Annotated in this window: 16 protein-coding genes; 4 read left to right on the top strand and 12 right to left on the bottom strand. The window is 52.6% G+C overall.

What is annotated here, in order from left to right:
- Positions 1 to 55: 55 nt before the first annotated feature.
- The 6 genes from yajD to queA form a co-directional block, all read right to left on the bottom strand.
- Positions 56 to 403, bottom strand: a complete 348-nt coding sequence (gene yajD, locus K0778_RS13520) for an HNH nuclease YajD (protein ID WP_000974813.1) — start codon at positions 401 to 403, stop codon at positions 56 to 58.
- Positions 404 to 530: 127 nt separating this feature from the next.
- Positions 531 to 1502, bottom strand: coding sequence for a protein translocase subunit SecF (gene secF, locus K0778_RS13515; protein ID WP_000046637.1), 972 nt, complete (start codon positions 1500 to 1502; stop codon positions 531 to 533).
- 10 nt (positions 1503 to 1512) lie between these two features.
- Entirely contained in the window at positions 1513 to 3360 is a 1848-nt protein-coding gene (gene secD / locus K0778_RS13510; RefSeq protein ID WP_000934822.1) for a protein translocase subunit SecD, read from the bottom strand.
- Between the two features lie 27 nt (positions 3361 to 3387).
- Entirely contained in the window at positions 3388 to 3720 is a 333-nt protein-coding gene (gene yajC / locus K0778_RS13505; RefSeq protein ID WP_000007629.1) for a preprotein translocase subunit YajC, read from the bottom strand.
- Between the two features lie 22 nt (positions 3721 to 3742).
- On the bottom strand, positions 3743 to 4870 hold the full coding sequence (gene tgt / locus K0778_RS13500; protein WP_000667319.1) for a tRNA guanosine(34) transglycosylase Tgt: 1128 nt from the start codon (positions 4868 to 4870) through the stop codon (positions 3743 to 3745).
- A 55-nt stretch (positions 4871 to 4925) separates the two neighbouring features.
- Complete coding sequence (queA, locus tag K0778_RS13495) at positions 4926 to 5996, bottom strand: tRNA preQ1(34) S-adenosylmethionine ribosyltransferase-isomerase QueA (protein WP_001266503.1); 1071 nt, start codon at positions 5994 to 5996, stop codon at positions 4926 to 4928.
- 92 nt (positions 5997 to 6088) lie between these two features.
- Here queA and acpH point away from each other — a divergent pair, with 92 nt between their 5' ends.
- Positions 6089 to 6670: an ACP phosphodiesterase gene (acpH, locus tag K0778_RS13490; protein ID WP_001009885.1), complete on the top strand. Its 582-nt coding sequence runs from the start codon at positions 6089 to 6091 to the stop codon at positions 6668 to 6670.
- Positions 6671 to 6674: 4 nt separating this feature from the next.
- Here acpH and malZ read toward each other — a convergent pair whose 3' ends face one another.
- The 5 genes from malZ to phoB form a co-directional block, all read right to left on the bottom strand.
- Positions 6675 to 8492 carry a maltodextrin glucosidase gene (malZ, locus tag K0778_RS13485; protein WP_063084644.1) on the bottom strand — a complete coding sequence of 606 codons (1818 nt, stop codon included), beginning with the start codon at positions 8490 to 8492 and terminating at the stop codon, positions 6675 to 6677.
- A gap of 155 nt (positions 8493 to 8647) precedes the next feature.
- Positions 8648 to 10021 (bottom strand): proline-specific permease ProY, encoded by a 1374-nt coding sequence (gene proY, locus K0778_RS13480; protein WP_001295329.1) that lies wholly within the window; start codon positions 10019 to 10021, stop codon positions 8648 to 8650.
- 75 nt (positions 10022 to 10096) lie between these two features.
- Positions 10097 to 11416: a branched-chain amino acid transporter carrier protein BrnQ gene (brnQ, locus tag K0778_RS13475; protein ID WP_000149639.1), complete on the bottom strand. Its 1320-nt coding sequence runs from the start codon at positions 11414 to 11416 to the stop codon at positions 10097 to 10099.
- A gap of 406 nt (positions 11417 to 11822) precedes the next feature.
- Positions 11823 to 13118 (bottom strand): phosphate regulon sensor histidine kinase PhoR, encoded by a 1296-nt coding sequence (gene phoR / locus K0778_RS13470; protein WP_000893623.1) that lies wholly within the window; start codon positions 13116 to 13118, stop codon positions 11823 to 11825.
- A 57-nt stretch (positions 13119 to 13175) separates the two neighbouring features.
- Positions 13176 to 13865, bottom strand: a complete 690-nt coding sequence (gene phoB, locus K0778_RS13465) for a phosphate response regulator transcription factor PhoB (protein WP_000113933.1) — start codon at positions 13863 to 13865, stop codon at positions 13176 to 13178.
- Between the two features lie 189 nt (positions 13866 to 14054).
- Here phoB and sbcD point away from each other — a divergent pair, with 189 nt between their 5' ends.
- The 3 genes from sbcD (at position 14055) to araJ (ending at position 19707) form a co-directional block, all read left to right on the top strand.
- Entirely contained in the window at positions 14055 to 15257 is a 1203-nt protein-coding gene (gene sbcD / locus K0778_RS13460) for an exonuclease subunit SbcD (RefSeq protein WP_001221318.1), read from the top strand.
- Positions 15254 to 18397: an exonuclease subunit SbcC gene (gene sbcC, locus K0778_RS13455; RefSeq protein ID WP_063084645.1), complete on the top strand. Its 3144-nt coding sequence runs from the start codon at positions 15254 to 15256 to the stop codon at positions 18395 to 18397. The genes sbcD and sbcC overlap by 4 nt, the downstream gene beginning before the upstream one ends.
- 125 nt (positions 18398 to 18522) lie before the next feature.
- A complete protein-coding gene (araJ, locus tag K0778_RS13450) occupies positions 18523 to 19707 on the top strand; it encodes an MFS transporter AraJ (protein WP_032083479.1) in 1185 nt (394 codons plus the stop codon).
- 142 nt (positions 19708 to 19849) lie between these two features.
- Here the strand turns inward: araJ and mak are convergent, their stop codons facing one another.
- Positions 19850 to 20758 (bottom strand): fructokinase, encoded by a 909-nt coding sequence (mak, locus tag K0778_RS13445; RefSeq protein WP_001219309.1) that lies wholly within the window; start codon positions 20756 to 20758, stop codon positions 19850 to 19852.
- Positions 20759 to 20797 lie beyond the last annotated feature (39 nt).

Genomic DNA, 20797 nt, shown 5'->3' with positions numbered 1-20797 from the left:
GCTGAAATAACGTAGGCCTGATAAGCGTAGCGCATCAGGCAATTTTACGTTTTAATCACTTCTTCTTGTTCATCATCGCTTTCAGGTCAGCGAATGGGTTGTACTTCGCTTCACCGACATCTTTCTGCGCATCTTCCCCTGCGATAACGGTCGTACCATACTGATCCGCTTCGGTATATTTCGAATGCTCATGATCGTGGCAATAGAGACACAACAATTCCCAGTTACTGCCATCTTCCGGGTTATTGGTATGGTCGTGATCAATGTGGTGAACGGTAAGTTCACGCAGGTTGGAATAAACAAACTCGCGGGAACAGCGACCGCAGACCCACGGATAGATTTTTAATGCTTTTTCGCGATAGCCGCTTTCTAACCGCGCATAGTTTTTTGGGATGATAGCCATGAAAAGTTACCTGGATGAAATGTAGGGTTACGCGCAGTTTCCCAAGATGCGGGGATTTTCGCAATCTCCATACATCAAAAAAATCCCGATCTTCTGACCGGGATTTTCAACATCAACGGGAACTTGATTACGGCAGAATTGACGGCTGATCCGCCCCTTCTTTTTCCACTTTCTGCTGCAACATGTGTTCGCGCTTCATACCCAGTTTCAGAGCCAACGCAGATGCCACATAGATGGAAGATGCAGTACCGATGGAAACACCGATAAGCATGGTCAGCGAGAAGCCTTCCAGTACCGGACCACCGAAGAGGTACAGCATCAGGATAACCATCAAGGTAGTACCGGATGTGATCAAGGTACGGTGCAGCGTCTGGGTCAAGGACACGTTAAAGATTTCGTAAGGCGTACCGCGACGGATCTTGCGGAAGTTTTCACGAATACGGTCCGATACCACGATACTGTCGTTAAGCGAGTAACCGATAACCGACATCAACGATGCCACAATGGTCAGGTCAATCTCGATATGGAATAACGACAAAATACCCAGCGTAATGATAACGTCGTGCGCCAGCGCAATAACCACCCCTGCCGCCAGTCGCCACTCAAAGCGGAAACCTACGTACACGAGGATAGACAGCAGCGCTGCCATCAACGCCATCGCACCGGTTTGCGCAAGGTCTGCCCCCACGCTCGGACCGACGAACTCAATACGCTTCACTGCTGCATTCTGATTGGTGGATTCGTTAATCACCTTCAGAACCTGGCTGCCCAACACCTGACCGCCGGTTTCGCCTTCAGCAGGCGGCATACGGACCATGATGTCATGGCTGCTACCAAAGTTTTGCAGCATCGGCTCTTCAAAACCGGCTTTTTGCAATGCATCACGCATTACGTCAATTTCAGCCGGTTTTTCGAGCGTAATTTCAATAACCGTACCACCGGTGAAATCCAGCCCCCAGTTAAAGCCGCGCACGCCCATAATAACGATAGCAGCGATTAACAGCAGACCAGAGATGCCGAAAGCCCAGTAGTCCCAGCGCATAAAGTCATAGACTTTACGGCCGTGGTTTAGTTGTTCAACAGTATATTCCTGTGCCACATCGCACTCCTCAGATTGACAGCTTCTTGACGCGCTTGCCGCCATATAGCAGGTTTACGATGGCACGCGTACCGACAATCGCGGTAAACATCGACGTCGCCACACCGATACCGGTAGTAATCGCGAACCCTTTAATTGCCCCGGTACCCACTGCGTACAGGATGATGACTTTAATCAGCGTGGTGATGTTCGCATCGAAGATAGAACTGAATGCGCCACGATAACCTTCATCAATTGCCTGTTGAACAGTACGTCCGTTGCTCAACTCTTCTTTAATACGTTCGTTGATCAGTACGTTCGCATCGACCGCCACCGCAAGGGTTAAGACGATACCCGCGATACCTGGCATACTCAGCGTTGCGCCTGGCAACAGCGACATAATGCCGACGATTAAGATCAAGTTGGCAATCAGAGCACTGGTCGCAATCAGACCAAACTTCTTATAGAAGATGATCATGAACAGAATAGAAACCAGCAGACCGGCAAGGCAAGCCTCCAGCCCCTGTTCAATGTTCTGCATACCCAGGGTTGGGCCAATGGTACGTTCTTCAACAATCTGAATCGGCGCGATCAACGCACCGGCACGCAGCAGCAGTGACAGCTGACGGGCTTCGTTCGGGTTGTTGATGCCGGTGATACGGAAGCTGTTACCCAGACGAGACTGGATGTTGGCGATGTTAATCACCTCTTCCTGTTTCACCAGAACCGCACGACCATTTGCATCTTTCTTACCGCTGTCTTTGTACTCCACAAACAGGGTTGCCATCGGTTTGCCGATGTTGTCCTTAGTGAAGTTAGACATGATGTTACCACCAGCGCTATCGAGCGAGATGTTAACCTGCGGTTGGTTGTATTCGTCCTGGCTGGAAGTGGAGTCGGTGATATGGTCACCGGTCAGAATTACGCGTTTGTACAGCACAACTGGCTGACCTTCGCGGGTCTGTTTCACTTCAGAGTCGCCCGGTACGCGACCGGATGCCGCAGCGGCCTGGTCAACGTTGGTGTTTACCAGACGGAATTCCAGCGTTGCCGTCGCACCCAGAATCTCTTTCGCACGCGCAGTGTCCTGAATACCTGGCAGTTCAACAACGATACGGTCAGCACCCTGACGCTGAACCACCGGCTCCGCCACGCCAAGTTGGTTTACACGGTTACGCAGGATATTAATGTTCTGCTGCACCGCATATTCACGCGCTTCACTCAGACGAGCATCGCTCATTACCGCACGCAGCTGGTTGCTGCCCTGGCTGCTAATCACCAGGTCCGGATGGCGCTTGCTCAGATACGCAATGGCTTCATCACGAGCTTTAGCATCGCGGAAAGTGATGCTCAGGCCGTAGTTGTTTTCTTTACGAACAGTGGTATACGGGATGCCCTTTTCGCGCAGGTCACTGCGTAGGCTATCGATATTTTGTTCCTGGAGTTTGCCAAGCGCGGTGTCCATATCCACTTCCATCAGGAAGTGAACGCCGCCACGCAGGTCAAGGCCGAGCTTCATCGGCTCAGCGTGAATAGCTGCCAGCCAGCGCGGCGTTGCCGGGGCAAGGTTAAGCGCCACGACGTATTTGTCACCCATAACGCCCATTAATGCTTCACGAGCGCGCAACTGGGTGTCAGTGGAGTCGAAGCGCGCAAGAATAGCGCCCTCTTCCAGTGCCACAGACTTAGCAGTTATTTTTTCTTCTTGTAACGTTTTCTGGACCTGGATCAGCGTTTGCTCACTGGCGGCGACTCCGCGCGCACCAGTGATCTGAACAGCCGGATCCTCACCAAACAGGTTGGGAAGCGCATACAGCAGACCGATGACAATCACCACGATCAGCATGACGTACTTCCACAAAGGATAACGGTTTAACACGGCAATTCCCTTAGGGAAAAATTTTAATTACAGCGCCTTCATGGTGCCTTTCGGCAGGACGGCAGCTACGAAGTCACGTTTAATAACTACTTCAGTGGTGTCATTCAGCGCGATAGCAATGTAGCCGTTTTCCGCTACTTTGGTTACGCGACCAACCAGGCCACCGTTCGTCAGAACTTCATCACCTTTGGCAATGGAGTCCATCAGCTTTTTGTGTTCTTTGGTGCGCTTCTGCTGTGGACGCAGGATCATGAAATAGAAAATCAGACCGAATACCACCAGCATCAAAATCAAAGACATCGGGCTACCTTGCGCCGGTGCACCCGTTGCCGCTACCGCATCAGAAATAAAAAAGCTCATTAAATTTCCCTCATTATTAATATTAATCAACGTTCAAAGGTGGTACTTCTCGCCCCTGACGCTGGTAAAAATCAGTTACGAAGCTCTCTAATTTACCCTCTTCAATAGCCTTGCGTAAACCCGCCATCAAACGCTGGTAGTAACGAAGGTTATGAATGGTGTTGAGTCGCGCGCCTAATATTTCGTTGCAACGGTCAAGATGATGCAAGTAAGCGCGTGAATAATTGCGACAGGTGTAGCAATCACACTCAGGATCGAGTGGGCCAGTATCGCTCTTATACTTCGCATTGCGGATTTTCACCACGCCATCGGTCACGAACAAATGACCATTTCGGGCGTTGCGGGTTGGCATTACGCAGTCAAACATATCGATACCACGACGTACGCCTTCAACCAGGTCTTCTGGTTTACCAACGCCCATCAGGTAACGCGGTTTGTCTGCCGGAATTTGCGGGCATACATGCTCCAGAATGCGGTGCATATCTGCTTTCGGCTCACCCACAGCCAGACCGCCGACAGCGTAGCCATCAAAACCGATATCTACCAGACCTTTAACAGAAATATCACGTAAATCTTCGTAAACGCTGCCCTGAATGATACCAAACAGCGCATTTTTGTTTCCGAGACTGTCAAAACGCTCACGGCTACGCTTCGCCCAACGCAGAGACATCTCCATGGAGCGTTTTGCGTAATCCCAGTCAGCAGGATACGGCGTACACTCATCAAAGATCATGACGATATCCGAACCAAGATCGTACTGAATCTCCATTGATTTTTCAGGATCGAGGAAAATCGGATCGCCGTTGATCGGGTTACGGAAGTGCACGCCCTGTTCGGTGATTTTACGAATATCGCCAAGGCTGAAGACCTGGAAGCCGCCGGAGTCGGTGAGGATCGGCCCCTTCCACTGCATAAAATCGTGCAGATCGCCGTGCAGTTTCATGATTTCCTGGCCCGGGCGCAGCCACAGGTGGAAGGTGTTGCCGAGGATAATTTGCGCGCCAGTGGCTTCAACTTCTTCCGGCGTCATCCCTTTTACGGTGCCGTAGGTGCCAACAGGCATAAAACAAGGCGTTTCCACTACGCCACGATCAAAGACCAGGCGGCCACGGCGTGCGCGACCGTCGGTGGTGTCCAGTTCAAATTTCATTTTTTCTCCACTACGTCAGAAAAACAGTCCAACGTTTTAAACCAGCGCCGCGGAATTACTCCCCGACGCGCTCATTAATTGCCTGCGGATTGTACGTGATAAACATCGCATCACCGTAACTAAAAAAGCGATATTTCTCTTCTACCGCTGCTTTATAGGCGTTCATGGTGTGTTGATAACCGGCAAAGGCCGAAACCAGCATAATCAGCGTCGACTCTGGCAAGTGGAAGTTCGTCACCAGCGCATCGACCACTTTGTACTGGAAGCCCGGATAGATAAAGATTTGGGTATCGTCGAAGAACGGTTCAATGAGATCGTTTTTCGCTGCCTGAGCCGCGCTTTCCAGCGAACGTACTGAAGTGGTGCCAACCGCAATCACCCGGTTACCGCGCGCTTTCGCCGCCAGTACCGCGTCTACCACATCCTGCGGTACTTCAGCGTATTCCGAGTGCATGATGTGATCTTCAATGGTGTCGACGCGCACCGGCTGGAAGGTGCCCGCACCAACGTGCAACGTCACAAACGCCATCTCCACGCCTTTGGCGCGCAATTTTTCCAGCAAAGGCTCGTCAAAATGCAGACCTGCGGTCGGGGCTGCAACCGCGCCCGGTTTTTCGCTATAAACGGTTTGATAAAGTTCGCGGTCAGCGTCTTCGTCCGGACGGTCGATATACGGCGGCAGCGGCATATGGCCGATGCTGTTGAGAATATCCAGCACCGAGCGTTCATCATTAAATTCGACTTCAAACAGTGCGCCGTGGCGCGCGGTCATTGTTGCGTTAATACTTTCGTCATCGCCCAGCAGCAGTTCTGCGCCAGGTTTTGGCGCTTTCGAGGCGCGAATATGCGCAAGAATGCGTTTGTCGTCGAGCATCCGTTCAACCAGCACTTCAATCTTGCCGCCGCTGGCTTTACGCCCAAACAGGCGCGCCGGGATCACGCGGGTATTATTAAAAACCAGAAGATCGCCGGGGTTGAGCTTATCAAGTAAATCGGTGAAAGTACCGTGCGTCAGCGCGCCCGTCGGCCCGTCCAGCGACAGTAAACGACAGCTACTGCGTTCAGGCATGGGATAGTGGGCAATCAGGGATTCGGGCAATTCAAAGGAGAAATCGGTAACGCGCATGACACTGACTCAGACTAAAATAAGAGGCGGGTAGTCTAGTGCCGGGGCGCTCTCCCTGCAACCTTTACCCCCTTTTGGATAGAATATAATCGATGAATTTTTTAGCTCACCTGCATTTAGCCCATCTCGCGGAAAGCTCGCTTTCCGGCAATTTACTGGCTGATTTCGTACGCGGAAATCCTGAAGAAAGTTTTCCGCCCGACGTCGTGGCTGGCATTCATATGCATCGACGTATCGACGTATTGACTGACAATCTGCCGGAAGTCCGCGAAGCACGGGAGTGGTTTCGTAGTGAAACGCGCCGCGTTGCGCCTATTACGCTGGATGTCATGTGGGATCACTTTCTTTCCCGCCACTGGTCGCAGCTGTCGCCGGACTTTCCGCTACAGGAATTTGTCTGTTATGCCCGCGAGCAAGTGATGACGATTTTGCCGGACTCACCGCCACGTTTTATCAATCTGAACAATTACTTGTGGTCAGAGCAGTGGCTGGTGCGCTATCGCGATATGGATTTCATCCAGAACGTGTTAAACGGCATGGCAAGCCGCCGCCCACGTCTGGATGCCCTGCGTGACTCCTGGTACGATTTAGACGCTCATTATGACGCCCTCGAAACCCGCTTCTGGCAGTTTTATCCGCGGATGATGGCGCAGGCGTCACGCAAGGCGTTATAAAACGTTAGTTCATCCATACCGTAGCCGAAATGGCAGGCAAAGCCAGAATCCCGTCAGTCAGTTGCCCATGCCCTTCTTTGCATTGCCATTGCACGGCATTGAGAAACGGTGACGCGGGTAGCACCACTTCACAGGCCTCGCCACGGTTGATTGCCACCAGTACACGTTGCTGATTCAGCACGCGGACAAATACCACCACGTTATCTTCCGCATACAGCACCTGACAGCCGCCATGACGTAGCGCCTGACTTTTCTTACGCAGCGCAATCATTCGCTGGTACAGCGCGAATAACGCCGTATCCTGCTTTTCCACCTGCCAGGGGAACGTTTTACGGCAAAACGGATCGTTTTTGCCATCCAGTCCTACTTCATCACCGTAATAAATGCACGGTACACCAGGCCAGGTGAACAGCCAGACCACCGCCAGCGGCAGGCGCGCAATATCCCGACCGAGCAGCGTTTTAAATCGCGCAGTATCGTGGCTGTCGAGCTGATTAAACATACGTAATTGTTGTTGATGAGAAAGCCCTGCGCGGTAATTATCCATCCAGGCCATACAGGTTTGGGCATCAATTTGCTGCGGATCGTAAGAGATATCGGTATTGGCAAGAAATCCCCACAACGGGAATGTGAAGCCACGATAGTTCATGGCGGCATCTTCCACATCGGCCTGTAACCATTGCCGTGCATCGCCAAAATGTTCGCCGACAATATACGCTTCCGGCTGGGTTTCTTTCGCCGCTTCGGTGATCCCGGCAACGTGCTGCATATTATTGCGCGCCCCACCCGCCTCCCCCAGCATATGCACCACATCCAGCCGCCAGCCGTCCATATTCCACGGCGCTTTCAGCCAGTGGCGGACAATACTGTCTTCCCCGCGATAAATTTCATTCACCAGACTTTCCGACTGATAATCCAGCTTCGGCAAGCTGGCATAGCCAAGCCAGTCGAGCGCCGTGCCATCATCACTAAACGAGTACCAGTCGCGCCAGGGCGATTCGGGGTTGTGACAAGCACCACCCGTGCCACGATTATGCCTGTCAAACCAGGCATGGGAATCGCCACTGTGGTTAAACACGCCGTCCAGCACCAGCCACATTCCCAGCTGCTGCGTATTGTGTCGCAAACGCAGCAACGCCCCATCACCGCCAAACTGCGGATCGACATGGCGATAATCCTCGGTATCGTATTTATGTACGCTGGGAGCTTTAAACACCGGATTGAGATACAGCGCCGTCACGCCAAGTTTTTTCAGATACGGCAGTTTTTCGCTTATCCCGTCCAGATCGCCGCCATAGAACGTTGATCCGCCCGCCTGCGCCGTGACCGGTTCATCCCAGTCACGCAATATGATCTCTTGTCCGGCTGCGTGATGGTAATAGACATGATCCTGTTCAGCTTCACGAGGAAGACTACGGGCGAAACGATCAGGGAAGATCTGATAAAAAATCTGATCCGCAGCCCATTGTGGGCCGATATCCGGTACATCAACGGCAAACTGCTCCAGTCGTGCCGGCGGCATTCGGCTGAAGCCCTGCGGTGTAAACCAACGCTGGCGATCGTGCCAAAGCAATTTGAAACTATAACGCCGCCGGGGTTGTCCGCTGGAGAGATCGATCGCCGCCCGCCATGCGGTGACGCCTGGCTGCGGCTGACTGCGCTGCTTATGCATCGGTACTGACATTTCTTCGTTATCGTGTTCTGTACGCAGCATAATGCGCTGCGGTGGGTCTTCGCCCGTCAGCCACAGTGTAATGAGCAGTTGATCTTTGCTTTGTTTAACAAATGGGGGCACCGGCAGGTGCCATGCATTTAACATCATAATTCCCCTGTGATGAAAATCTGATCACCTTGCCATAGCCTAATGCAGGATCACTCATCATCTGAAGGATATTTGGGGGAGGAGGACGGGGGCGGATAACTTTCGGAATAGCCGGATCAGGATTTCCTCCTGAACCGGCTTACAGAACGCAAGGATTACTGGTTTTCAGCCAGCTGACGATCGTGGCGGCGTTTAAACATCCAGCCAATCAACAGCACAACAATCCACGCGAAACCGACATACAGCGAGATACGCGTATCCGGGTGATAACCAATCAACCCGATAATAAAGAGCAGGAAAATCAGCCCGCCGATGGTCGTTGCTACCCCACCCGGCACTTTAAATTTCAGCGCCTTAACTTCTTCTGGCGGCAAACGGCGACGGAAGGCAATTTGCGACAGCAGGATCATAATCCACACCCACACCGTGGCGAAGGTTGCCAGCGAAGCGATCACCAGGAAGACGTTTTCCGGCATGATGTAGTTCAGATACACCGCAAACAGCAGCGCGGTAGTCATCACCAGCACCGTAACCCACGGAATACCGCGACGCGACGTTTTGCTGAAAATTTTCGGCGCGCTGCCCTGCTCTGCCATACCGTGGAGCATACGGCCTACGCCAAATACATCACTGTTAATTGCCGACAGCGAAGCAGTCAGCACAACAAAGTTAAGAATGCTGGCGGCAAAGGTAATGCCCATATGCTGGAACGTCAGCACGAACGGGCTACCGGCAGTGCCAACCTGATTCCACGGGTAGATAGACATAATGACGAACAGCGTACCGACGTAGAACACCAGAATACGCATCGGCACGGAGTTAATCGCACGCGGTATCGATTTCTCAGGATCTTTCGCTTCACCGGCGGTAATCCCGATAATTTCGATCCCACCGTAAGCAAACATCACCATTTGCAACGACATTACCATGCCAAGCCAGCCGTTACTGAAGAAGCCGCCGTTGCTCCACAGGTTATGAATACCGGTCGGTTGCCCGCCGTTGCCAATCCCCCAGATGATGATGCCGAAACCGGCGACAATCATGATGATGATGGTGGCGACTTTAAAGAACGAGAACCAGAATTCCAGCTCACCGAATACCTTCACGCTCATCAGGTTTACGGCGCAAATGATCAGCACCACGCTCAGTACCCAAATCCAATGCGGCACCGTCGGGAACCAGACACCCATATAGATACCAAAAGCGGTCACATCGGCGATGGCGACAATAAGGATTTCAAAGCAGTAGGTCCAGCCGGTAATGTAACCTGCCAGCGGGCCGAGGTTTTCCTGCGCATAACGCGAGAAAGAGCTGGCGGCCGGGTTATGTACCGACATTTCCCCCAGCGCACGCATAATGATATACGCCGCGATACCACCGATAATATAGGCCAACAACACGCTCGGACCGGCCATTTTGATGGCGTCTGCCGAACCGTAAAACAGCCCGGTGCCAATTGCTGAACCCAGTGCCATAAAGCGTATGTGGCGGGTACTTAGCCCACGCTTTAGCTTGTTCTTACTTTCCATCAATTCCTAACCCATCAACACAATAAAAAACCACGGGGCATCGCAGCCCCGTGGTTAAAACAAATGTTCAGTGATTTAGTGAGCGCTGGAGGTCACCTGACGACCTGCCGCGCGATCCCAGATAATGGCCAGAACCACCATCACCACTGTTGGCATTAACCACGCCAGACCTTGTTCGGCCAGCGGTAAACGCTGCGCCCAGGACGGTAAGATATCGCTGAATGCAGATGCTTTGATCCCGTCGAGAATACCAAAAAGCAGGCTGATAAACATCGGCGGAGCAATCACGCGGGACGAATTATGCCACCATGAGCGTGTAAAACTTAATACAACCAGTGCGATACACGGCGGATAAATAGCGGTCAGCACCGGTACGGAGATCTGGATCAGCTGGCTTAAGCCGAGGTTAGAAACCACCATCGAGAAGCCGCCGAGGATAAACACCAGCGTACGATAAGAGAGCGGTACGTACTGGGCAAAGAATTCTGCACAAGCACAGGTCAGGCCAACTGCCGTTACCAGGCAGGCGATGAAGATTAACGCCGCCAGCAGGAAGCTACCGCCGCCGCCAAAGGTGTGCTGAACGTAAGCATGCAGAATAGCAGCGCCGTTTGCAGACTGATCGACCAGCGACGCGCTGTCTGACCCCAGACGGAACAGCGCCAGGTACAGCAGAGTCAGACCAACACCCGCCATCAGGCCAGCCCAGACGGTATAACGGGTCAGCAGACGCGCTTCGGTAACGCCACGAGAACGCGCCGCGTTAACAATAACGATACCAAACACCATTGCGCCCAGCGTATCCATGGTCAGATAGCCGTTAACGAAGCCGTTAGAAAACGCAGCGTTTTGATAAGCCTCAGTCGCCGTGCTGATAGAACCCGCCGGCCAGACAATAGCGGCAACAGACAGGATGACCAGCGCGATAATTTTCAGCGGCGCAAGGAAGTTGCCCACGGTATCCAGCAGCTTGCCCGGATAGAGCGAAACCAGAATAACGATAGCGAAATAGACCAGGCTGTAGATAAACAGCGGCAGCGCGGAATCACCCGTCAGCGGCGCAATCCCCACTTCAAAGGAAACGGTAGCTGTACGCGGCGTAGCGAAAAGCGGCCCCACCGCCAGGTAACAAACCGTTGCCAGCAGTACGCCAGCGACTTTACCGATTGGCGTGCTGAGGCTGTCAACACCGCCGCCAACTTTTGCCAGCGCCACTACCGTTAATACCGGCAGGCCAACGGCAGTAATGAGGAAGCCGAATGCCGCAGTCCAGACGTGTTCGCCTGCCTGTAAGCCGACCATTGGAGGGAAAATAATGTTACCTGCGCCGACGAACAACGCAAATGTCATAAAGCCCAGAGCGATGATATCGCGCGATCTTAATTGATGGGTCATAAATCATACTGCCTGTGGATGTGGTGTTGTAACGTTAAATTTTTGTGCCAATCCCTGGGGATGATACAGCGGTATATTTAAACAATTTTAGCGGGAAATACTCCCAACCAGGCGCGGCGAAGAATAGTTTTTCGATTTACCGCGTTAATGCAGTCAGTATGACAGCACCTGAAGCGCAATTTAAACGCTTATAACGTTTTAAAGCAAGGAGGGATCTAAAAACCAGAGGTATATAGCGATAAGAAATCACCAACCAGTATAAAACACTATTTCCGTGAAAAAGACATGGCTAATCATGCGAACAAAAAATCACCAACCGTTGTAAAATCTAACGCCCGTATTTTGACTGCAAAGAAAATAAGCCAGCATCGACTGGCTTATGGCAATAAAAGATGACAAAGGCGGATTAATCGCTGTTTTTGGCAATTAAACGTTCCGGGATAACAAAACTGAAACGTGTTCCTTTTCCTACTGTACTCTCAATATTCAGGCGACTTTCGTGATGATTCACAGCATGTTTCACGATCGCTAACCCTAATCCGCTACCGCCGGTTTGCCGGGAACGCGCTTTATCAACGCGATAAAAACGCTCGGTCAGGCGCGGAATATGCTCCGGTGCAATGCCCGGTCCGTTATCTTCAACGCTAAATTCGGCACCGTGCGGCACTCGCTGCCAGCGTACGGTGATATGCGTGCCTTCCGGCGTATGATTCACGGCGTTATAGACCAGGTTCGAAATCGCACTGCGTAGCTGATCTTCGTTGCCAGACACCTTGAGGCCGTTATCTATCTCAAAGGTAAATGTCTGTTTTTTCTGACTCAGAGTCTGAGCCTCGCGCTCAACAACGCGCAGCATCATCGGCACATCAACCTTTTCATTGAGCAAATGCGTCGGTGCGGCTTCTATTTTCGACAGCGTCAGCAATTGCTTCACCAGTCCTTCCATCCGCTGGGTCTGCTCGCGCATGGTGTGCAACGCTTTTTCGCGTACCGCGCCTTCCAGCGGCTGCTCATTCATCATCTCCAGGTAACCCTGTAACACGGTCAATGGCGTACGTAACTCATGGCTCACGTTGGCAAAAAAGTTACGCCGCGCCCCTTCCAGTTGATGCATTTGCGTGACATCACGCGCCACCATCAGCAACTGTTTGTGGGTATAAGGCATGACGCGAATTTCCAGATGCCGCCCGGTGTTGAGCACCAGATTGAGCGGGCGAGAAAAATCACGCGTTTTCAGATATTGCGTAAACTCCGGGTAACGCAGTAGGTTAAGGATGTTCTGCCCGTTATCTTCCGGCCAGCGCAAACCAAGAATTTGTTGCGCCAGACCGTTACACCAGAAAATACCGCCCTCTTCCGTGGTCAGCACCACCGCGTCGGGCAGCGACTCCGCGCCGCTACGAAAGCGTTTAATCAGATTGCCCAGTTCACGGCGGCGTTTTTTATTTCGCAGCTGCATCTGGTGTAAGCCGTATAGTAGCGGTTCCCAGCTACCACGCCCCGGTGGCGGGGTCATACTGCGATCCACCCACAGCCACCATGAAAGGCGCAATAAATTCCAGAAATGCCAGATAAGCAGTCCTGTTACCGATGCCAGCAAAAACCAGGGCAGGTAACCAAAAAATGCACCCAGGATGAAAGCCGGGAGGCAGCAAAGTAGCAGCTCCAGCACCAGCCTTTTCCACGACAGCCGTTCCAGCACGTAAGATACTCCAGTTAAGAAATCATAAGCCCTGCTCTGCGTCCGATGAGCAAGGCGTTAAAAGCGGGTTGAAAAACGATATCCTGTACCGCGCACGGTCTGCACCATGCGGTCATGCCCGCCGGGCTCCAGTGCTTTACGCAGGCGACGAATGTGGACATCGACCGTGCGGTCTTCCACATACACGTTAGTTCCCCAGACGTGGTTTAACAGCTGCTCGCGGCTGTACACGCGCTCAGGATGCGTCATAAAAAAGTGCAGCAGTTTAAATTCTGTCGGCCCCATCTCCAGCGGCTCTTCGCCCGCCATCACTCGGTGAGATGTCGGGTCGAGACTTAATCCCTGCATCTCAATCACCTCTTCCACCGCCATTGGCGAAATACGGCGCATTACCGCTTTGATTCGCGCCACCAGCTCCTTCGGCGAAAACGGCTTGGTGATATAGTCATCCGCGCCGGTTTCAAGGCCGCGCACGCGATCTTCTTCTTCCCCTCTGGCGGTCAACATCACCACTGGAATATCCCGGGTCATCGACTCGCGCTTGAGGTGTTTGATGAACTGGATACCGGAGCCGCCAGGTAACATCCAGTCAAGGAGAATTAAATCCGGCCAGGGTTCATTCAGTTGATTCACAGCACTGTCATAATCTTCCGCTTCGACCGGCTGAAAGCCATTTTGTTCGAGCACGAAGCAGACCATTTCGCGAATTGGAGCTTCATCTTCTACGACCAGAATACGTCTCGCCATGATTTGCCCTGTTGTAATAAATAGGTTGCGATCATTAATGCGACGTCATTATGCGTCAGATTTATGACAGATTTATGAAAAGCTCGTCGCACATATCTTCAGGTTATTGATTTCCGTGGCGCAGAAAAAAGCAAATGGCACATCTGTTTGGGTATAATCGCGCCCATGCTTTTTCGCCAGGGAACCGTTATGCGCATCCTTCACACCTCAGACTGGCATCTCGGCCAGAACTTCTACAGTAAAAGCCGCGAAGCTGAACATCAGGCTTTTCTTGACTGGCTGCTGGAGACAGCACAAACCCATCAGGTGGATGCGATTATTGTTGCCGGTGATGTTTTCGATACCGGCTCGCCGCCCAGTTACGCCCGCACGTTATACAACCGTTTTGTTGTCAATTTACAGCAAACTGGCTGTCATCTGGTGGTACTGGCAGGAAACCATGACTCGGTCGCCACGCTGAATGAATCGCGCGATATCATGGCGTTCCTCAATACTACCGTGGTCGCCAGCGCCGGACATGCGCCGCAAATCTTGCCTCGTCGCGACGGGACGCCAGGCGCAGTGCTGTGCCCCATTCCGTTTTTACGTCCGCGTGACATTATTACCAGCCAGGCGGGGCTTAACGGTATTGAAAAACAGCAGCATTTACTGGCAGCGATTACCGATTATTACCAACAACACTATGCCGATGCCTGCAAACTGCGCGGCGATCAGCCTCTGCCCATCATCGCCACGGGACATTTAACGACCGTGGGGGCCAGTAAAAGTGACGCCGTGCGTGACATTTATATTGGCACGCTGGACGCGTTTCCGGCACAAAACTTTCCACCAGCCGACTACATCGCGCTCGGGCATATTCACCGCGCACAGATTATTGGCGGCATGGAACATGTTCGCTATTGCGGCTCCCCCATTCCACTGAGTTTTGATGAATGTGGTAAGAGTAAATATGTCCATCTGGTGACATTTTCAAACGGCAAATTAGAGAGCGTGGAAAACCTGAACGTACCGGTAACGCAACCCATGGCAGTGCTGAAAGGCGATCTGGCGTCGATTACCGCACAGCTGGAACAGTGGCGCGATGTATCGCAGGAGCCACCTGTCTGGCTGGATATCGAAATCACTACTGATGAGTATCTGCATGATATTCAGCGCAAAATCCAGGCATTAACCGAATCATTGCCTGTCGAAGTATTGCTGGTACGTCGGAGTCGTGAACAGCGCGAGCGTGTGTTAGCCAGCCAACAGCGTGAAACCCTCAGCGAACTCAGCGTCGAAGAGGTGTTCAATCGCCGTCTGGCACTGGAAGAACTGGATGAATCGCAGCAGCAACGTCTGCAGCATCTTTTCGCCACGACGTTGCATAGCCTCGCCGGAGAACACGAAGCATGAAAATTCTCAGCCTGCGCCTGAAAAACCTGAACTCATTAAAAGGCGAATGGAAGATTGATTTCACCCGCGAGCCGTTCGCCAGCAACGGGCTGTTTGCCATTACCGGCCCAACCGGTGCGGGGAAAACCACCCTGCTGGACGCCATTTGTCTGGCGCTGTATCACGAAACTCCGCGCCTCTCTAACGTTTCACAATCGCAAAATGATCTCATGACCCGCGATACCGCTGAATGTCTGGCGGAGGTGGAGTTTGAAGTGAAAGGTGAAGCGTATCGCGCGTTCTGGAGCCAGAATCGGGCGCGTAACCAGCCGGACGGTAATTTGCAGGTGCCACGCGTAGAGCTGGCGCGCTGCGCCGACGGCAAAATTCTCGCCGACAAAGTGAAAGATAAGCTGGAACTGACAGCGACGTTAACCGGGCTGGATTACGGGCGCTTCACCCGTTCGATGCTGCTTTCGCAGGGGCAATTTGCTGCCTTCCTGAATGCCAAACCCAAAGAACGCGCGGAATTGCTCGAGGAGTTAACCGGCACTGAAATCTACGGGCAAATCTCGGCGATGGTTTTTGAGCAGCACAAATCGGCCCGCACAGAGCTGGAGAAGCTGCAAGCGCAGGCCAGCGGCGTCACGTTGCTCACGCCGGAACAAGTGCAATCGCTGACAGCGAGTTTGCAGGTACTTACTGACGAAGAAAAACAGTTAATTACCGCGCAGCAGCAAGAACAACAATCGCTAAACTGGTTAACGCGTCAGGACGAATTGCAGCAAGAAGCCAGCCGCCGTCAGCAGGCCTTGCAACAGGCGTTAGCCGAAGAAGAAAAAGCGCAACCTCAACTGGCGGCGCTTAGTCTGGCACAACCGGCACGAAATCTTCGTCCACACTGGGAACGCATCGCAGAACACAGCGCGGCGCTGGCGCATATTCGCCAGCAGATTGAAGAAGTAAATACTCGCTTACAGAGCACAATGGCGCTTCGCGCGAGCATTCGCCACCACGCGGCGAAGCAGTCAGCAGAATTACAGCAGCAGCAACAAAGCCTGAATACCTGGTTACAGGAACACGACCGCTTCCGTCAGTGGAACAACGAACTGGCGGATTGGCGTGCGCAGTTCTCCCAACAAACCAGCGATCGCGAGCATCTGCGGCAATGGCAGCAACAGTTAACCCATGCTGAGCAAAAACTTAATGCGCTTGCGGCGATCACGTTGACGTTAACCGCCGATGAAGTTGCTACCGCCCTGGCGCAACATGCTGAGCAACGCCCACTGCGTCAGCGCCTGGTCGCGCTGCATGGGCAGATTGTTCCCCAACAAAAACGTCTGGCGCAGTTACAGGTCGCTATCCAGAATGTCACTCTGGAACAGACGCAACGTAATGCCGCACTTAACGAAATGCGCCAGCGTTATAAAGAAAAGACGCAGCAACTTGCCGATGTGAAAACCATTTGCGAGCAGGAAGCGCGCATTAAAACGCTGGAAGCCCAGCGCGCGCAGTTACAGGCGGGTCAGCCTTGCCCACTTTGTGGTTCCACCAGCCACCCGGCGGTCGAGGCGTATCAGGCGCTGGAGCCTGGTGTTAATCAGTCTCGATTACTTGCGCTGGAAAACGAAGTTAAAAAGCTCGGTGAAGAAGGTGCGACGCTACGTGGGCAACTGGACGCCTTAACAAAGCAGCTTCAGCGTGATGAAAACGAAGCGCAAAGCCTCCGACAAGATGAGCAAGCACTTACTCAACAATGGCAAGCCGTCACGGCCAGCCTCAATATCACCTTGCAGCCACAGGACGATATTCAACCGTGGCTAGATGCACAAGATGAGCACGAACGCCAGCTGCGGTTACTCAGCCAACGACATGAATTACAAGGGCAGATTGCCGCGCATAATCAGCAAATTATCCAGTATCAACAGCAAATTGAACAACGCCAGCAGCAGCTCTTAACGGCATTGGCGGGTTATGCACTGACATTGCCACAGGAAGATGAAGAAGAGAGCTGGTTGGCGACACGTCAGCAAGAAGCGCAGAGCTGGCAGCAACGCCAGAACGAATTAACCGCGCTGCAAAACCGTATTCAGCAGCTGATGCCGATTCTGGAAACGTTGCCGCAAAGTGATGAACTCCCGCACTGCGAAGAAACTGTGGTATTGGAAAACTGGCGGCAGGTACATGAACAATGTCTCGCATTACACAGCCAGCAGCAGACGTTACAGCAACAGGATGTTCTGGCGGCGCAAAGTCTGCAAAAAGCCCAGGCGCAGTTTGACACCGCGCTACAGGCCAGCGTCTTTGACGATCAGCAGGCGTTCCTTGCGGCGCTAATGGATGAACAAACACTAACGCAGCTGGAACAGCTCAAGCAGAATCTGGAAAACCAGCGCCGTCAGGCGCAAACTCTGGTCACTCAGACAGCAGAAACGCTGGCACAGCATCAACAACACCGACCTGACGGGTTGGCTCTCACTGTGACGGTGGAGCAGATTCAGCAAGAGTTAGCGCAAACTCACCAAAAGTTGCGTGAAAACACCACGAGTCAAGGCGAGATTCGCCAGCAGCTGAAGCAGGATGCAGATAACCGTCAGCAACAACAAACCTTAATGCAGCAAATTGCTCAAATGACGCAGCAGGTTGAGGACTGGGGATATCTGAATTCGCTAATAGGTTCCAAAGAGGGCGATAAATTCCGCAAGTTTGCCCAGGGGCTGACGCTGGATAATTTAGTCCATCTCGCTAATCAGCAACTTACCCGGCTGCACGGGCGCTATCTGTTACAGCGCAAAGCCAGCGAGGCGCTGGAAGTCGAGGTTGTTGATACCTGGCAGGCAGATGCGGTACGCGATACCCGTACCCTTTCCGGCGGCGAAAGTTTCCTCGTTAGTCTGGCGCTGGCGCTGGCGCTTTCGGATCTGGTCAGCCATAAAACACGTATTGACTCGCTGTTCCTTGATGAAGGTTTTGGCACGCTGGATAGCGAAACGCTGGATACCGCCCTTGATGCGCTGGATGCCCTGAACGCCAGTGGCAAAACCATCGGTGTGATTAGCCACGTAGAAGCGATGAAAGAGCGTATTCCGGTGCAGATCAAAGTGAAAAAGATCAACGGCCTGGGCTACAGCAAACTGGAAAGTACGTTTGCAGTGAAATAACTATTCAGCAGGATAATGAATACAGAGGGGCGAATTATCTCTTGGCCTTGCTGGTCGTTATCCTGCAAGCTATCACTTTATTGGCTACGGTGATTGGTAGCCGTTCTGGTGGTTGTGATGGTGGTATGAAAAAAGTCATTTTATCTTTGGCTCTGGGCACGTTTGGTTTGGGGATGGCCGAATTTGGCATTATGGGCGTGCTCACGGAGCTGGCGCATAACGTAGGAATTTCGATTCCTGCCGCCGGGCATATGATCTCGTATTATGCACTGGGGGTGGTGGTCGGTGCGCCAATCATCGCACTCTTTTCCAGCCGCTACTCACTCAAACATATCTTGTTGTTTCTGGTGGCGTTGTGCGTCATTGGCAACGCCATGTTCACGCTCTCTTCGTCTTACCTGATGCTCGCCATTGGTCGGCTGGTATCCGGCTTTCCGCATGGCGCATTTTTTGGCGTCGGAGCGATCGTGTTATCAAAAATTATCAAACCCGGAAAAGTCACCGCCGCCGTGGCGGGGATGGTTTCCGGGATGACAGTCGCCAATTTGCTGGGCATTCCGCTGGGAACGTATTTAAGTCAGGAATTTAGCTGGCGTTACACCTTTTTATTGATCGCTGTTTTTAATATTGCGGTGATGGCATCGGTCTATTTTTGGGTGCCAGATATTCGCGACGAGGCGAAAGGAAATCTGCGCGAACAATTTCACTTTTTGCGCAGCCCGGCCCCGTGGTTAATTTTCGCCGCCACGATGTTTGGCAACGCAGGTGTGTTTGCCTGGTTCAGCTACGTAAAGCCATACATGATGTTTATTTCCGGTTTTTCGGAAACGGCGATGACCTTTATTATGATGTTAGTTGGGCTAGGGATGGTGCTGGGAAATATGCTAAGTGGCAGGATTTCAGGACGTTATTCACCACTGCGCATTGCAGCAGTGACTGACTTTATAATTGTACTGGCACTGCTGATGCTCTTTTTCTGCGGCGGCATGAAAACAACGTCGCTTATTTTTGCTTTTATTTGTTGCGCGGGATTATTTGCCCTTTCAGCACCGCTACAAATATTGTTACTACAAAATGCCAAAGGCGGAGAGTTATTAGGTGCCGCAGGTGGGCAAATAGCGTTTAACCTCGGTAGCGCCGTCGGCGCATATTGCGGAGGTATGATGCTGACGCTGGGGCTGGCATATAATTACGTGGCGCTGCCTGCCGCCCTGCTTTCGTTTGCTGCGATGTCATCGTTGCTGCTGTATGGTCGCTATAAGCGCCAGCAAGCGGCGGATAGTTCGGTGCTGGCGAAACCACTGGGGTAGATTACTGTCACGGTGCGCGTTGCTTATTGCCGGATGCGGCGTGAACGCCTTATCCGCCCTACGCGGTTCTGGCACATTTTGCAGGCCTGATAAGACGCGGCAAGCGTCGCATCAGGCATGATGCGCCAATTGCCTACGTTTTTTACTCTTGTGGCCATAACCACGCAGCGCCGCGTACGCCGCTGGAATCACCGTGCTTCGCCTTACGCACCGGCGTTTCACATTCGCCGCCGAAGACAAATTGTTTAATCAACTGCCCAACCGTTTGATATAAACGGTCTACATTGCTCATCCCGCCCCCCAGGACAATCACATCCGGATCGAGAATATTCACGACATGTGCCAGCGATTTTGCCAGCCGCAGCTCGTAGCGACGCAATGCCAGTTCCGCTACCGGATCGCTTTCTTCAACCAGGCGGATAATTTCACTGCCTTTCAGCGCATGTCCGCTCAAACGACGATAATCCATCGCGAATCCCGTGCCCGAAATAAAGGTTTCAATACAACCTTGTTTACCGCAATAACAAGGGACTTCCTCGCGATAACGCAGTTCGTCTTCGTCCATCCACGGTAGCGGATTGTGTCCCCACTCACCTGCCGTGCCATTGCCGCCGATATGCGCCCGCCCATTGAATGCCACGCCCGCGCCGCATCCCGTGCCGATAATCACGGCAAATACCGTCTGCGCTCCCGCTGCCGCGCCATCTACTGCTTCTGAAACCGCCAGACAGTTAGCGTCATTTGCCAGCCGCACTTCCCGCTGCAACCTCGCGCTTAAGTCTTTATCGAATGGCTGACCGTTGAGCCAGGTTGAATTGGCATTCTTCACCACACCGGTGTAAGGCGAAATTGAGCCAGGAATGCCCATACCTACCGTTCCGCGCTGCCCCGTCGCCTGCTCCGCCATATCAACCAACGTGGCGATCGTTTCAATAGTCTGCCGGTAATCATCACGCGGCGTGGGCAGACGATGGCGGTACAACTGCTCCCCTGCATCGCCCAGTGCAATCACTTCAGTTTTGGTGCCGCCTAAATCGATACCTATACGCACGGTACTCTCCTTATTTTTTTCAATATCAATAGCGTAGAG

Origin of the sequence: Escherichia sp. XD33, assembly GCF_019375075.1 — a bacterium.
GTDB classification, from domain to species: domain Bacteria; phylum Pseudomonadota; class Gammaproteobacteria; order Enterobacterales; family Enterobacteriaceae; genus Enterobacter; species Enterobacter flexneri_A.
This window is presented reverse-complemented; position numbering and strand designations above follow the sequence as displayed.

Coding starts and splice junctions, on each gene's coding strand:
- yajD (WP_000974813.1), bottom strand. CDS start 403: ATGGCTATCATCCCAAAAAACTATGCGCGGTTAGAAAGCGGCTATCGC.
- yajC (WP_000007629.1), bottom strand. CDS start 3,720: ATGAGCTTTTTTATTTCTGATGCGGTAGCGGCAACGGGTGCACCGGCG.
- tgt (WP_000667319.1), bottom strand. CDS start 4,870: ATGAAATTTGAACTGGACACCACCGACGGTCGCGCACGCCGTGGCCGC.
- queA (WP_001266503.1), bottom strand. CDS start 5,996: ATGCGCGTTACCGATTTCTCCTTTGAATTGCCCGAATCCCTGATTGCC.
- acpH (WP_001009885.1), top strand. CDS start 6,089: ATGAATTTTTTAGCTCACCTGCATTTAGCCCATCTCGCGGAAAGCTCG.
- malZ (WP_063084644.1), bottom strand. CDS start 8,492: ATGATGTTAAATGCATGGCACCTGCCGGTGCCCCCATTTGTTAAACAA.
- proY (WP_001295329.1), bottom strand. CDS start 10,021: ATGGAAAGTAAGAACAAGCTAAAGCGTGGGCTAAGTACCCGCCACATA.
- brnQ (WP_000149639.1), bottom strand. CDS start 11,416: ATGACCCATCAATTAAGATCGCGCGATATCATCGCTCTGGGCTTTATG.
- phoB (WP_000113933.1), bottom strand. CDS start 13,865: ATGGCGAGACGTATTCTGGTCGTAGAAGATGAAGCTCCAATTCGCGAA.
- sbcD (WP_001221318.1), top strand. CDS start 14,055: ATGCGCATCCTTCACACCTCAGACTGGCATCTCGGCCAGAACTTCTAC.
- sbcC (WP_063084645.1), top strand. CDS start 15,254: ATGAAAATTCTCAGCCTGCGCCTGAAAAACCTGAACTCATTAAAAGGC.
- araJ (WP_032083479.1), top strand. CDS start 18,523: ATGAAAAAAGTCATTTTATCTTTGGCTCTGGGCACGTTTGGTTTGGGG.